At 62.8% G+C, this 15,258-nt stretch carries 8 protein-coding genes; 4 read left to right on the forward strand and 4 right to left on the reverse strand.

Going from position 1 to position 15,258, the window contains the following annotated elements:
- Positions 1-131 precede the first annotated feature (131 nt).
- Positions 132-1,829 carry a long-chain-fatty-acid--CoA ligase FadD1 gene (gene fadD1, locus CXQ80_RS06235; RefSeq protein WP_101317563.1) on the forward strand — a complete coding sequence of 566 codons (1,698 nt, stop codon included), beginning with the start codon at positions 132-134 and terminating at the stop codon, positions 1,827-1,829.
- Positions 1,830-1,881: 52 nt separating this feature from the next.
- On the opposite strand, the gene CXQ80_RS06240 is transcribed toward fadD1, so the two are convergent.
- Both CXQ80_RS06240 and CXQ80_RS06245 read right to left on the reverse strand, forming a co-directional pair.
- Positions 1,882-3,189: an FAD-binding oxidoreductase gene (locus CXQ80_RS06240; RefSeq protein ID WP_101317565.1), complete on the reverse strand. Its 1,308-nt coding sequence runs from the start codon at positions 3,187-3,189 to the stop codon at positions 1,882-1,884.
- A gap of 30 nt (positions 3,190-3,219) precedes the next feature.
- Entirely contained in the window at positions 3,220-4,584 is a 1,365-nt protein-coding gene (locus CXQ80_RS06245; protein WP_101317567.1) for a glutamine synthetase family protein, read from the reverse strand.
- A 478-nt stretch (positions 4,585-5,062) separates the two neighbouring features.
- Between CXQ80_RS06245 and hrpA the strand changes: the two genes are divergently transcribed.
- Positions 5,063-8,968, forward strand: coding sequence for an ATP-dependent RNA helicase HrpA (hrpA, locus tag CXQ80_RS06250; protein ID WP_101317569.1), 3,906 nt, complete (start codon positions 5,063-5,065; stop codon positions 8,966-8,968).
- 229 nt (positions 8,969-9,197) lie between these two features.
- A complete protein-coding gene (locus CXQ80_RS06255) occupies positions 9,198-10,319 on the forward strand; it encodes a beta-ketoacyl-ACP synthase III (protein WP_101317571.1) in 1,122 nt (373 codons plus the stop codon).
- Positions 10,320-10,787: 468 nt separating this feature from the next.
- Here the strand turns inward: CXQ80_RS06255 and CXQ80_RS06260 are convergent, their stop codons facing one another.
- On the reverse strand, positions 10,788-12,005 hold the full coding sequence (locus tag CXQ80_RS06260) for a putative porin (RefSeq protein ID WP_101317573.1): 1,218 nt from the start codon (positions 12,003-12,005) through the stop codon (positions 10,788-10,790).
- A gap of 240 nt (positions 12,006-12,245) precedes the next feature.
- Between CXQ80_RS06260 and CXQ80_RS06265 the strand changes: the two genes are divergently transcribed.
- Positions 12,246-13,373, forward strand: a complete 1,128-nt coding sequence (locus tag CXQ80_RS06265; protein WP_101317575.1) for a GNAT family N-acetyltransferase — start codon at positions 12,246-12,248, stop codon at positions 13,371-13,373.
- A gap of 51 nt (positions 13,374-13,424) precedes the next feature.
- Here CXQ80_RS06265 and CXQ80_RS06270 read toward each other — a convergent pair whose 3' ends face one another.
- Complete coding sequence (locus CXQ80_RS06270; RefSeq protein WP_101322964.1) at positions 13,425-15,257, reverse strand: ABC transporter ATP-binding protein; 1,833 nt, start codon at positions 15,255-15,257, stop codon at positions 13,425-13,427.
- Between the last annotated feature and the right edge of the window lies 1 nt (position 15,258).

Raw genomic sequence — 15,258 nt, forward strand, 5'->3', positions numbered from 1 at the left:
GACCCTTGGCAAAGCTGATACTCTCGGCCCGCTTTCAGAGGATACGGTTTGCAATGAACCGGCGCCTTCTATCAATAATAAACGCATAAACGCGTATAAAGAATTCGCTGTTGCTCAAGGAGTTGGCTTCCATGATCGAAAATTTTTGGAAGGATAAGTACCCAGCCGGGGTAGCGGCGCAAATCAATCCTGATGAATTCCCCAATATCCAGGCGGTGCTCAAGCAATCCTGCCAGCGTTTTGCCGACAAGCCGGCCTTCAGCAACCTGGGCAAGACCCTGACCTATGCCGAGCTGTACACGCTGTCCGGCGCGTTTGCCGCGTGGCTGCAGCAGCACACTGACCTCAAGCCGGGCGACCGCATCGCCGTGCAGCTGCCGAACGTGCTGCAGTACCCGGTGGCGGTATTCGGTGCCATGCGCGCTGGCCTGATCGTGGTCAACACCAACCCGCTGTACACCACGCGGGAGATGGAACATCAGTTCAACGACTCTGGCGCCAAGGCGTTGGTGTGCCTGGCCAACATGGCCCACCTGGCTGAAAAGGTGGTGCCCAAGACCCAGGTCAAACACGTCATAGTCACCGAAGTGGCCGACCTGCTGCCGCCGCTGAAACGGCTGCTGATCAACAGCGTCATCAAATACGTGAAGAAGATGGTCCCGGCCTATCACCTGCCCAAGGCCGTACGTTTCAACGATGCCTTGGCCAAGGGCGCCGGCCAGCCGGTCAACGAAGCCAACCCGCAGGCCGATGATGTTGCCGTGCTGCAGTACACCGGCGGCACCACCGGGGTGGCCAAGGGCGCCATGCTCACCCACCGCAACCTGGTCGCCAACATGCTCCAGTGCCGTGCGTTGATGGGCGCCAACCTGCAAGAAGGCTGCGAGATCCTGATCACGCCGCTGCCGCTTTACCACATCTATGCCTTTACCTTCCATTGCATGGCAATGATGCTGATCGGCAACCACAACGTGCTGATCAGCAACCCGCGCGACCTGCCGGCGATGGTCAAGGAGCTCGGCAAGTGGAAGTTCAGCGGCTTTGTCGGCCTCAACACGCTGTTCGTTGCCCTGTGCAACAACGAAGGCTTCCGCGCTCTGGACTTCTCGGCACTGAAGATCACCCTGTCCGGTGGCATGGCCTTGCAGTTGAGCGTTGCCGAGCGCTGGAAAGCCGTAACCGGCTGCGCCATCTGCGAAGGCTACGGCATGACCGAAACCAGCCCGGTTGCTGCGGTCAATCCGGCTGAGGCCAACCAGGTCGGCACCATCGGCATCCCGGTGCCGTCGACGCTGTGCAAGATCATCGATGACAGCGGCCAGGAGCTTGCCCTGGGTGAGGTCGGCGAGCTGTGCGTCAAAGGCCCGCAGGTGATGAAAGGCTACTGGCAGCGCGAAGAGGCTACCGCCGAGATTCTCGATGCCGATGGCTGGTTGAAGACTGGCGACATCGCCTTGATCCAGAGCGATGGCTACATGCGTATCGTCGACCGCAAGAAGGACATGATTCTGGTGTCCGGCTTCAACGTCTACCCCAATGAACTTGAAGACGTGCTCGCCGGTTTGCCGGGTGTGCTGCAGTGCGCTGCGATCGGTGTACCGGACGAGAAGTCGGGCGAGCTGATCAAGGTGTTCATCGTGGTCAAGCCGGGCATGACCCTGACCAAGGAGCAGGTCATGGAGCATATGCGCGCCAACGTCACCGGCTACAAGGTGCCGCGTTATATCGAGTTCCGTGATGCCTTGCCAACCACCAACGTCGGCAAGATCCTGCGCCGCGAGCTGCGTGACGAAGAGCTGAAGAAGCAAGGCCTGAAAAAGACCGCCTGATCAGGTGGCGACTGCGTGGCAGCTGATGCCCGCGCAGTCGCCGCTGCAGCTGTCAGCGCAGTTTTTCCAGCATCTGGTAGTACCACATCCCCGCCGCCAGCAGCGGATTGCCGAGCAGGTCGCCCATTGGCACCTTGACGTGCTTGCAGCCGGCAAAGGTATCGAACTTCTCCAACGTTCCGGTCACCGCCTCAGCCATGATTTCACCCATGATGTGGCTGGTGGCAACGCCGTGCCCGGAATAACCCTGGCAGTACCAGACGTTGTCCGAGAGTTTGCCCAACTGCGGAATGCGGTTGACCACGATGCCCATCGCGCAGCTCCACTGGAACTCGATCGGCACGCCTTTGAGAGCGGGGAAGGTGCGCTCGATGCACGGCCGCAGCTCGCCGGCGATGTCCCGTGAATCCTTGCCGGAGTAGTTGGCGCCACCGCCGAACAGCAAGCGCTTGTCGGCGGTCAGGCGGTAGTAGTCGAGGACGAAGCGGCAGTCGTACACCGCCAGATCCTCCGGGTTGATCTGCTCGGCCAGTTCGCCCAGTGGCGCGGTGGTGACGATGCCGCCCATCGCCGGGAAGATCTTGCCCTTCAGTTGGCGCTTTTCCAGCTTGTGATAGACATCGCCGGCGAGCATCACCTGACGCGCCTCGATCCGGCCCTGGGCGGTGACCACTGCCGGGCGAGGGCCGTGAACGATGTCGAGTACCTCGGAATTCTCGAAAATCAGGGCGCCCATCGCGTGTGCCGCGCGCGCTTCGCCCAGGCACAGGTTGAGCGGGTGCAGGTGCAGGTTGCGCATGTTCTTCAGGCCGCCCAGGTACAGCGGGCTCTGCAGGTGGCGGGCAACCCCGTCGCGATCGAGCAACTCGAGCTGATCACCCATGCCACGGCGTTGGGCCTCGGCCTGAAAACTCTGCAGCTCGGCCATGTGCGATGGCTTCATCGCGGTGTGCAGGTGGCCGCGCTTGAGGTCGCACTCGATGCCGTAGCGTTGCACCCGTTGCTCGATGATCTCGTGGCCGCGCCAGCGCAGTTGCCAGATGAAGTCATCGACCTCGCTGCCGAGGCGCGCGCTCATCTGCTGGCGCATCGCCTCGTCGCCGGACAGGCTGCCCGTCACCTGGCCGCCGTTGCGCCCGCTGGCGCCCCAACCGATGCGATTGGTTTCGACAATGGCCACCTTGAGTCCACGTTCGGCCAGCTCGACCGCCGTGGCTACGCCGGTGAAACCGCCGCCGATGATCGCCACATCGACCTGGTGCGTACCCTGCAAAGTGGGGTACTGGCTGTGATCGTTGACAGTGGCGCTGTAGTAGGACGGCGCGCGCTGGGCCGAACCCTTGTTCAGTGCTGCGTTCATGCGAATTCCTTGAGATGAAAAGGGTAGGGCTCAGGCCTGGTGCAGGTACCAGCGCCAGTCCTGCTCGCCGACTTCGGCCATGAACTGGCGGTACTCGGCGCGCTTGACCTTGAGGTATACCCCGAGAAAATCCTCGCCGAGAGCCTCTTTGGCCCAGGTCGACTGCTCCAGTGCAGCGAGCACGGTCAGCCAGTCGGTGGGCAGGTGTTCGGTGGCCTGGGCATAACCGTTGCCCGTCACCGGCGCGCCGGGGTCGAGCTGTTCGCGCAGGCCCTGATGGGTGGCGGCGAGAATCGCCGCAGCCGCCAGATACGGGTTGGCGTCGGCGCCGCAGATGCGGTGTTCGATGTGCCGGCTGTTGGCCGGGCCGCCGGGCACGCGCAGGCTCACGGTGCGGTTGTCGACGCCCCAGGTCGGCGCCAGCGGCGCGTAGCTGTTGGCCTGGAAGCGGCGGAACGAGTTGGCGTTGGGGCAAAACAGCAACAGTGATTCATGCAGATGGCGAAGCATACCGGCGACTGCCTGGCGCAGCAGCGGCGTGCCGGCCGGATCTTCACTGGCAAACAGATTGTGACCCTCGGCGTCGGCCAGGCTCAGGTGCATGTGCATGCCGGTGCCGGCCAGGTCGGCGAACGGCTTGGCCATGAAGCACGCCTGCATGCCGTGGGCATGGGCAATGCCTTTGACCAGGCGCTTGTAGCGCACGGCCTGGTCCATCGCCGCCAGGGCGTCGCCGTGTTCCAGAGTGATCTCGACCTGGCCTGCGGCGTACTCGGAAATCGCCGTGCGCGCAGGGATGCCCTGGGCTTTGCAGGCGGCGTACAGGTCAGCCAGAAACGGCTCGATCTGCTCCAGTTCGCGCAGGCCATACACTTGGGTGGCGCGCGGGCGGCCGCCGTCGTTGTCCAGCGCGGGCTGCGGCCGGCCGTGGGCGTCGCGCTGCTGGTCGAGCAGGTAGAACTCCAGTTCGCAGGCCATCACCGGGTGGTAGCCGTCGGCCTTGAGCGCTTCGATGGTGCGCAGCAGGACGTGACGTGGGTCGGCAACACTGGCTGGCAGGCCTTCACGCGGGTGCATGCTGACTTGCACCGCCGCGGTTGGCACCCGCCGCCACGGCAGGCGCACCAGACTGCCTTGCAGGGGATAAGCGCGGCAGTCGATATCGCCGACGTCCCACACCAGGCCGGAGTTTTCCACGTCGTCGCCATTGATGGTCAAGCCAAGAATGGTGCTCGGCAGCGGCCTGCCGCTTTGGTAAACCGCCAGCAGTTCGTCACGGTGCAGCAGCTTGCCGCGGGGCACACCGTTGGCATCGAGGATGAACAGCTCGATCAGGTCGATATCAGGGTTGTTGGCCAGAAACTGTTCGGCCTGCTCAAGGGGAGCAAAGTGCATGGTGGATTCGCTCGCGGCTCATTGCTGAGGCGCACGGACCTGCGCGCAATGGGCGCCAGGCCGGACTCGGTAAACCGGCGCAGAGACGCCGGGTCTGGTCAGTGCAACGCGGGCGAAAGATCGGGCGGGCGGGCGTGGCGGCAGTGCCACAGGGCCCAGAAGGCGAGGATGATGTGCACCAGTGGATTTTCGCCGACACAGGCCCGGGCCTTCGGCAGCGAAGGGCGGGACGGCGGGCGTGCGGTGCGGGTGGGGACGCTCATGGGTTGATACTCCCATGGGCTGTAAGGTTGATTAAATCAGCGAATGGCTACCTTAAGTTAGCTACTGGCTAAACATTCGCGCCAGCCATGCTCGCTGAAGTTCACGCAACCCGCGCCCGGCGCTGAAAGCAAAGATTCGGCAAATCTGCGACAATCGCCCCTCTTCGAATGCCAATCATGTACCAGCAGGCTCACCTGCATCATTAAAAAGCCCCATGACTGATAACGCCATCGACCAGCTGCTGAACAATCTCGACCACGCCATGATCGCCGACCGTCATCGTCTGCGCCGGCAACTGCACGAGCTGCGCAAGCGCCCGGACGAGGCCAAGCTGGCCTTGTGGGCAGACAAGGTGCAAGCCTCGTTCGACAAAGTCAGCGCGCGCCAGGCGAGTGTGCCGAGTATCCGCTACGACGACAGCCTGCCGATTGCGGCCAAGCGTGACGAGATCAAAAAAGCCCTGAGCGAACACCAAGTGCTGATCATCGCCGGCGAAACCGGCTCTGGCAAAACCACCCAGCTGCCGAAAATCTGCCTGGAACTGGGCCGCGGCAGCCACGGCCAGATCGCCCACACTCAGCCGCGGCGGATCGCTGCGCGCAGCGTGGCCGCGCGGGTGGCCGAAGAGCTCGGCACGCCGCTGGGGGCATTGGTTGGCTATCAGGTGCGCTTTGAAGATCAGAGCGATGCCAACACCTTGGTCAAGCTGATGACCGACGGCATCTTGCTGGCTGAAACCCAGCATGACCGCTTTCTTGAGCGCTACGACACGATCATCGTCGACGAAGCCCACGAACGTAGCCTGAACATCGACTTCCTGCTCGGCTACCTGAAAACCTTGCTGCACCGTCGGCCCGAGCTGAAGCTGATCATCACCTCGGCGACCATCGACCTGGAGCGCTTCTCCAAGCATTTCGACGATGCGCCGATCATCGAGGTGTCTGGCCGGACCTATCCGGTCGACACCTGGTACCGGCCGCTGACCAGCGAGCATGACGAGGAAGGCAACCAGGTCGAAGAAGACCTCAGCGTCGATCAGGCGATTCTGGCCACCCTCGACGAGATCGCTGCGCACGAGCGCAGTGCCGGCAAGGGGCCGGGAGACGTGCTGGTGTTTCTGCCGGGCGAGCGGGAGATCCGCGATGCCGCCGAAATGCTGCGCAAGGCGCAATTGCGCCACACCGAAATCCTGCCGCTGTATGCGCGGCTGTCGCCGGCTGAGCAGCAGAAGATCTTCCAGTCGCACCCGGGCCGTCGCGTGGTACTGGCGACCAACGTCGCCGAGACCTCGCTGACCGTGCCGGGCATCCGCTACGTGATCGACAGCGGCACCGCGCGCATCAGCCGCTACAGCTATCGGGCCAAGGTCCAGCGCCTGCCGATCGAGGCGGTGTCGCAGGCCAGTGCCAACCAGCGCAAGGGCCGCTGCGGCCGGGTCGAGCCGGGCATCTGCATTCGCTTGTACAGCGAAGATGACTTCAATGGCCGGCCGGCGTTTACCGACCCGGAGATCCTGCGTACCAACCTCGCCGCAGTGATCCTGCAGATGTTGCATCTGCGCCTGGGCGATATCGATGCCTTCCCGTTCATCGAACCACCGGATGGCAAGGCCATCAGCGACGGCTTCAACCTCTTGCAAGAGCTGTCGGCGGTCAACCGCGAGAACCAGCTGACCCCGCTCGGACGGCAATTGGCACGCCTGCCGATCGACCCACGGCTGGGGCGCATGTTGCTTGAAGGCGCGCGCCTGGGCAGCCTGCAGGAAGTACTGATCGTCACCAGTGCGCTGTCGGTGCAGGACCCGCGTGAACGTCCACCCGAGCGTCAGCAGGCGGCCGATCAGGCCCATGCGCAATGGAAGGACGTCGACTCCGACTTCGCCGGGCTGGTGAATTTGTGGCGCGGTTTCGAAGAGCAGCGCCTGGCCCTGACCGCCAACCCGCTGCGCAACTGGTGCCGCAAGAACTTCCTCAACTACCTGCGCCTGCGCGAGTGGCGTGATGCTCATCGGCAGCTGGCGTTGATCTGCCGTGACCTGCAACTGACCGTGAACAAAGAGCCGGTCGATTATCAGCGCATGCACAAGGCAATCCTCAGTGGCCTGCTCAGCCAGATCGGGCAGAAGACCGAAGAGGGCGATTACCTCGGTGCGCGGCAGCGGCGCTTCTGGATTCATCCATCGTCCGGCATCGGTCGCAAGCGCCCGCAGTGGGTGATGGCCGCCGAGCTGGTCGAAACCACCAAGCTGTATGCGCGCATGGTTGCCAAGATCGAACCGGACTGGATCGAGCCGTTGGCCGGCCACCTGATCAAGAAGAACCACTTCGAGCCGCACTGGGAGAAGAAGCGTGGCCAGGTGGTCGCCTTCGAGCAGATCACCCTCTATGGGCTGATTCTGGTCGGTCGCCGCCCGGTGCATTACGGCCCGATCGATCCGGTGGTTGCGCGGGAGCTGTTTATCCGCGAAGGACTGGTTGGCGGCGAAATCCAGTCGCGGGCCAAATGCCTGACGGCCAACAAGCGCCTGCTCGAGCAGCTCGACGAACTCGAGGCCAAGGCCCGCCGCCGGGATATTCTGGCCGACGAAGAAACCCTCTACGGTTTCTACGAAGCACGCCTGCCGGCAGAGATTCACCAGACCGCGACCTTCGATGCCTGGTACCGCATGACCAGCCAGAAGGACGCCAACCTGCTGATCATGCGCGAAGAGGATGTGCTCGCTCGCGAGGCTAGCGAAGTCACTGCCGCGCAGTATCCGGACACCTTGAAGATCGGTGATCTGAGCCTGTCGCTGAGCTATCACTTCGAGCCCAATCATCCGCGCGACGGCGTCACCGTGCGGGTGCCGGCGCCGCTGTTGCCGAGCCTGCCGGGCGAGCGTCTGGAGTGGCTGGTGCCGGGCCTGCTCGAAGCCAAGTGCATTGCCCTGGTGCGCAGCCTGCCCAAGGCGCTGCGCAAGAACTTCGTGCCGGTGCCGGACTTCGTCAAAGCGGCGCTTTCGCGCATGACCTTTGGCCAGGGCAGCCTGCCTCAGGCCCTTGGCCAGGAGTTGCTGCGCATGACCGGTGCGCGCGTCTCGGACGAAGCCTGGGCCGAAGCCGTCGAGCTGGTCGAGAGCCATCTGCGGATGAACATCGAGGTGGTCGACGGCGAGGGCAAGTTCCTCGGCGAGGGCCGTGATCTGGCCGAGCTGACTGCACGCTTTGTTGCCGCCAGCCAGGCGGCGTTGGCCATGCCGCGTACCGAAAAATCCGACCAGCCGGTACAGGCCAAGGCCTTTACCCCGGTAGCCGAGACCGCCCAGCAGAAGATCGCCGGGTTGTCGATGACGGTGTATCCGGCGCTGGTCGAGGACAAGGGCGCGGTCCGTGAAGGGCGTTTTTCGACCCATGCCGAGGCCGAGTTCCAGCACCGCCGGGCGTTGCAGCGGTTGCTCCTGCAGCAGTTGGCAGAGCCGGCCAAGTTCCTGCGCAGCAAGCTGCCGGGGCTGACCGAGCTGGGCTTGCTGTACCGCGACATGGGCCGGGTCGAGGCACTGGTCGAGGATATTCTCCTGGCCAGCCTCGACAGCTGCATCCTCGACGGCGAGGCGCAGTTGCCACGCGATGGCGCCGGACTGGCGTCGCTGGCCGAGCGCAAGCGTGGCAGCTGGGCGGAGCATGCCGAGCGGCTGGCGCGCCTGAGCCTGGAGATCCTCAAGCTGTGGCATGGCCTGCAAAAGCGCTTCAAGGGCAAGATCGACCTGAGTCAGGCGGTGTCGCTGAACGACATCAAGCAGCAGTTGGCCAACCTGGTCTATCCAGGGTTTATTCGAGAGACACCGGCGCAGTGGCTCAAAGAGCTGCCGCGTTACCTGAAGGCGATCGAGCTGCGCCTGGAAAAGCTGGGCAGCCAGGTGCAGAAGGACCGGGTCTGGAGTGGCGAACTGGCCAACCTCTGGGCGCAGTACAAAGCCCGCGCCGACAAGCACGCCCAGGAAGGCAAGCGCGATGAGCAGTTGGTGCTGTATCGCTGGTTGCTGGAAGAGTATCGGGTGTCGTTATTCGCCCAGCAGTTGGGGACCAAGGTTGCGGTTTCGGACAAGCGCCTGAGCAAGCAGTGGAGCCAGGTAGAAGGCTAAATTGCTGAAGTTGTGGCAAACTCGCTGCAGGTTTTCAGCGAGACCTGGCCAGGCCGGCATGGGCAGCAATACGCCGATGCAGGTGTGGCCAGGCGCAACGTTCGAAGGCACCGCCTTCGGCCGTTCCAAGGCAGACAATTACAGGTTCAACTTGGTACCAAGGTGCCATTAGCCAAACCCTATTTCGGCCAACGCCCCAGCGTGATGGCCTTCGACCAGAGGAACGATCGTGCATAACGTCGTGATCAGCGGCACCGGCCTGTTTACTCCGGCCCAGAGCATTTCCAATGAAGAACTGGTGGAGTCGTTCAACACCTGGGTGCAGCAATTCAATGCCGACAACGCCGACGCCATCGAGCGTGGCGAGGTCGAGGCTCAGGCCGAATCCAATGCGGCCTTTATCGAAAAGGCTTCGGGCATCAAGAGCCGCTTCGTCATGGACAAGGCCGGCATCCTCGACCCGCAGCGGATGAAGCCGTTGCTGCCTGAGCGCAGCAACGAAGAACAGTCGATCCTCTGCGAGATGGCCGTGAGCGCGGCGCTGATGGCATTGCAACGCGCTGGCCGCACTGCGGCCGATGTCGATGGCGTGATCGTCGCCTGCTCCAACCTGCAGCGGCCATACCCGGCCATCGCCATCGAAGTGCAAGCTGCGTTGGGCATCCAGGGCTTTGCCTTCGATATGAACGTGGCCTGCTCCTCGGCGACTTTCGGCATCCAGACCGCCGCCAACAGCGTGCAGCTGGGGCAGGCGCGGGCGGTGCTGATGGTGAACCCTGAGGTGTGCACCGCGCACCTGAACTTCCGTGATCGCGACAGCCATTTCATCTTTGGTGACGGCGCTACGGCTGTGCTGATCGAGCGTGCCGACCTGGCGACCTCGGCGCATCAGTTCGAGATCGTCAGCAGCAAGTTGCTGACCCAGTTCTCCAACAACATCCGCAACAACTTTGGCTTCCTCAACCGCACTGCCGAAGACGGTGAGGGTGCTGCCGACAAGCTGTTCGTGCAGGAAGGCCGCAAGGTGTTCCGCGAAGTGTGCCCGATGGTGGCCGAGCTGATTGCTCAGCATTTGGCCGAGAACGATCTGCAGGCCAGTGACGTGCGCAGGTTCTGGCTGCATCAGGCCAACCTGAGCATGAACCATCTGATCGTGAAGAAGCTGGTCGGCCACGAGGTGGCTGAAGAGGATGCGCCGGTGATTCTTGATCGGTATGCCAATACCAGCTCGGCGGGCTCGGTGATTGCCCTGCATTTGTATCAGGATGATCTGCCCAAGGGCGCGTTGGGCGTACTGAGTTCGTTTGGGGCGGGGTATTCGATTGGCAGCGTGATCTTGCGCAAGCTGTGATCTAACAGCGAGGCTGCTTTGCAGCCCTTTCGCGACACAAGAGACCGCGCTAGCCAGTCATGCGCGGTCCTCTGTAGGAGCGGCCTTGTGTCGCGAAATGAGGGCGCAGCCCTCACTGGCGTACCATCCGGACGACCTGATCACACATCCCTCAGCGCCACCGCGACTACCGTATCCGAACCCCACATAAGGAGCAGGACATGGAAAGTCCCCACGCCCACAGCTTACGCCGTGGCCGAATATCCGAGCCCGGACGCTCATGTTTGCTCACCAATACGCGCGGGGATCGTGCGCAGAGTTGGTGGGTATTCGCATTGGGATTGTGTTTGGCTGTAGCGGCCCCGGTGAGGGCTGCGCCCTCATTTCGCGACACAAGGCCGCTCCTACAAGAAACCGCGGTGTAGGAGCGGCCTTGCCGGGGCGCCGGACCGGTCGGAAAGGGCCGCGAAGCGGCCCCAGATTACTCGGTTAGAACTTGGCTTCCAGATCCACCTGCAGGGTGTCGACATCGGCATTGCTGTTAGGCAGTTGCGACAGGTCGGTCTTGGCCATCAGGTAAGCAGCGCCCACCGAGAAGTTCTTGTCGATTTCGTAACCGACCTTGAACTTGTGCCCACGCGAACCGGTGTAGCCGTTGCCGAAGTCAGAGTCGGTGAACAGGCTGACCACAGCGTTGCGTTGCACGTCGCGGTAGTTGTAATCCAGGCTCCAGGCGCCCAGCTTGGTCTTCAGACCCGCCAACCAGGCCTGATCTTCGCCATCGGTGCTGTCGGTATTCTTCACGTACTGACCATAGGCCGAGAGTGGCAGCGCGAGGCCGGTCAGGTCGATCTGGCCAAAGCCTTCAACGAGGTTGAACTCGTTGGTGGTGTTGCCGAACGAGCGCAGGATGGTCGCTTCCTTGTCGTTGTCGTAACCGTAGATGCTGGCGCCAACGGTGACCTTGAGCGTGTCTGCCGGAGCGAAGCGTGCACCCAACTGGCCGTGGTAGACCTGCGCATCATGCTTGTACTGCACACCGTCGCCGTCGACGTTGTCCTTGAGGGTGTACTGACCGGCACTGGCAAACACCTCGGCACCGCCTAGGTCGGTCTTGTAGGTAGCCGCCACGCCTTCGGGGTTGATGTCGCTGTCCCAGATGATGTCGCCCATGCTCACCCACGGCTGAGCCATCTTGCCGCCGATCAAATGCAGGCCGGGCAGGGCAGTCGGGTGCCAGTCGAGGTAAGCCAGGTCGACCCACAGCGACTTCTTGTCGAAGTAGTTATCCAGGCTCTGGTTGGTCGAACGGCGGTCGGCGCTGCTACCGGTGGCAATGCGCACGCCTGCGTCGACCTGTGGGTTGATCTCGCTGTAGAAGCCGACGCGAGCACGCACGCGCTGACGGTCCTGGTTGCCGCTGGAGGCGTTCGGGTCGTCGACATTGACGTCTTCGTAACGCAGGCGCACATCACCTTTGATCTGGGTCTTGGAGCTCATGCGTTCGGCCTGGGCTTTCTGCGTGGCTTTTTCCTTGGTTTCCTGAGACAGGTCGGCCTGCAGCTCGTTGTACTGTGCCTGGTTGATCGAACCATTGGCGCGGAGCATCTCGAGCAGCTTGGCGTCGACTGCAGCACTGGCTGGAGTACTCAGAGCCAGCATCAGACCGGTCAGGCTCACTCCAGTTAGTGTAGAAACAAGACGCATAAAGTTCTCCCGTGTTGAGCAATATGGGGAGGCTTGGACGCCCACCCCCGAGTTGGCAATTCTGCGCAAAGCGCCTGAATAGACAGGTCGCCGCGGTTTCGAAAACAGGCGCAAGTATTGCGGGGGGCAATGACAGAATAATGTCTATTTAGTGGCACTGCGGTTAAACAGTCCGCCTGGATTTGTCAGTGGCGCCATCCTTGCCGGATACTGGCGGCCACCTCGACGAGCGCTTATATCGTGATCAGCCTGTACAGCCTTGCCCACATCCGCGACCTGCCAGCCGCTAGCTGGGATGCACTGGTGCCCGCTGGCCAGCCGTTTTTGCGGCATGCGTTTCTCAGTGCCATGGAAGACAGCGGCAGTGTGGTACGGGCCACCGGCTGGGCCGCCGAGCACTTGGTGCTGGAGCGCGACGGCGAGGTGCGCGCGCTGTTGCCGGCCTATCGCAAGTGGCATTCGTTTGGCGAGTATGTGTTCGACCATGGCTGGGCGGATGCCTGTGCCCGGGCCGGTATCGCCTACTACCCCAAGCTGCTCGGCGCGGTGCCGTTCAGCCCGGTCAGTGGCCCACGCCTGCTGACGCAGGATTCAGCCGACGGCTTGCTGTTGTTGCAGGCGTTGCCTGAATACCTGAACAAGGGCGGGTTGTCCGGCGCGCATATCAACTTCACCGACACCGCGCTGGACCAGACCATCGCCGGCTTGCCGGGATGGCTGGAGCGCCTCGGTTGTCAGTTTCACTGGCGCAACCGCGGCTATCGAGATTTCCAGGGCTTTCTCGACACGCTCAGCTCGCGCAAGCGCAAGCAGATGCGCAAGGAGCGTGAGCAGGTGGTTGGCCACGGTATCGACTTCCAGTGGTACCGCGGTGATCAGCTAAGTGAGCTGCAGTGGGACTTTGTCTACCTGTGCTACGCCAACACCTACACCATCCGCGGGCGGGCGCCGTATCTGACCCGTGAGTTCTTCAGCCTGCTGGCCGAGCGCATGCCCGAGGCCATCCGCGTGGTGATCGCGCGTCAGGCCGGCCGCGATGTGGCCATGGCCTTGAGCCTGGTCGGCGGCGACAGCCTGTTCGGGCGGTACTGGGGCTGCCTGGATGAGTTCGACCGGCTGCACTTCGAGACCTGTTTTTATCAGGGCATGGACTTCGCTATCGCTGAAGGGCTGCAACGTTTTGATGCTGGCGCGCAGGGCGAGCACAAGCTGATTCGCGGCTTCGAGCCAGTCATCACTCGCTCGTGGCATTACCTGCTGCATCCAGGCTTGCGGGAGGCGGTTGCGGAGTTTTTGCAGCAAGAGGGGGAGGGCGTCAGAGCTTACGCCGAAGAGGCGCGGGGCATGCTGCCTTATCGTCAGGAGTAAGGGTCAGCAAGGTGTACGCCGAGCCTGTGCAGGCCCGGCGCGACTAGGTTGTCAGTCGACCCCGACGAAGCCGCCCGTCTGGTGGTGCCACAAGCGTGCATACAAGCCCTGATGGGCGAGCAGTTCGGCGTGGGTGCCGGTCTCGACCACATGGCCCTGGTCAAGTACGACCAGTCGATCCATGCGCGCGATGGTCGACAGTCGGTGGGCAATGGCGATCACCGTCTTGCCCTGCATCAGCGTCTCCAGGCTCTCCTGAATAGCCGCTTCCACCTCTGAGTCGAGTGCCGAGGTGGCTTCGTCCATGATCAGGATCGGCGCGTTCTTCAGCAGTACTCGGGCAATCGCGATGCGCTGGCGCTGGCCACCCGAGAGCTTGACCCCGCGCTCGCCCACATGCGCATCGAAGCCAGTGCGGCCCTGCGAGTCGGACAACTGGCCGATGAAGTCATCGGCCCTGGCCCCGCGCACGGCGGCCCAGACTTCCTCGTCGGTCGCGTCGGGCCTGCCGTACAGCAGGTTGTCGCGGATCGAGCGGTGCAGCAAGGAGGTGTCCTGGGTGATCATGCCGATCTGTGCGCGCAGGCTGGCCTGGTTGACCTCGGCGATGTTCTGCCCGTCGATCAGGATGCGCCCGCTTTCAACGTCGTACAGACGCAGCAGCAGGTTGACCAGAGTCGACTTGCCGGCGCCGGACGGGCCGATCAGACCGATCTTCTCACCCGGACCAATATCCAGGTTCAGGCCATCGATGACCCTGCGACCCTTGCCATAGTTGAAGCCGACGTTGTCGAAGCGCACCGCGCCGCGCGTCACTTCAAGCGCTGGTGCCTGCGCCTGATCGGTGACCGTGACCGGCTGGGCAATGGTCTGCAGGCCGTCCTGGACCATGCCGATGTTCTCGAAGATGCCGTTGACCACCCACATGATCCAGCCCGACATGTTGATGATGCGGATCGCCAGGCCGGTCGCGAGGGCAATGGCACCCACGGTAATCAGCGAGTTGCTCCACAGCCACAGCGCTAGGCCGGTGGTGGTGACTACCAGCAAACCGTTGAGCGTGGTGATGACCACATCCATGCTGGTGATCACGCGCGAAGCCAGCTGGGTTTTCTCGGTCTGCTCGCTGATCGCTTCACGGGCGTACTGCTGCTCGTAGTCGGTATGGGCAAACAGCTTGAGGGTAGTGATGTTGGTGTAGCCGTCGACGATCCGACCCATCAGCTTGGAGCGGGCATCCGAAGACACCACCGCTCGCGCTTTTACCCGTGGCACGAAGTAGCAAAGTGCGCCGATGTAGCAGGCGATCCACACCAGCAGCGGTACCATCAGGCGCCAGTCGGCCTCGGCGAACAGCACCAGCGCACTGATCGCGTAGATCAGCACGTGCCACAGCGCATCCACCGCCTGCACCGCCGAGTCGCGCAGCGAGTTGCCGGTCTGCATGATGCGCTGGGCGATGCGCCCGGCGAAGTCGTTCTGGAAGAAGTTCATGCTCTGCTTGAGCACGTAGTTGTGGTTTTGCCAGCGGATCATGCTGGTCATGCCCGGGCTGATGGTCTGGTGCACCAGCAGGTCATGCAGGCCGAAAAATAGCGGCCTGATCAGCAGCACCACCACCAGCATCCACAGCAGCTCGGCGCCGTGCAGGCTGAAGAAGTTCGGGTCCGGGGTGCCCTGGGCGAGGTCGATGATCCGGCTCAGGTAGCCGAACATCGCCACTTCGATCAGCGCTGCGACCAGGCCGACGATCAGCAGGGCAACGAAGCTCGGCCAGACCTGACGCAGGTAGTACAGGTAGAAGGCCCACACCGTACTTGGTGGAGCCTCGCTCGGAGCATCACGGAAGATATCGATGAGCTTTTCGAAACGGCGGTACAGCATG

The sequence above is a fragment of the Pseudomonas sp. 02C 26 genome (assembly GCF_002843585.1).
Lineage (GTDB): Bacteria > Pseudomonadota > Gammaproteobacteria > Pseudomonadales > Pseudomonadaceae > Aquipseudomonas > Aquipseudomonas shirazensis.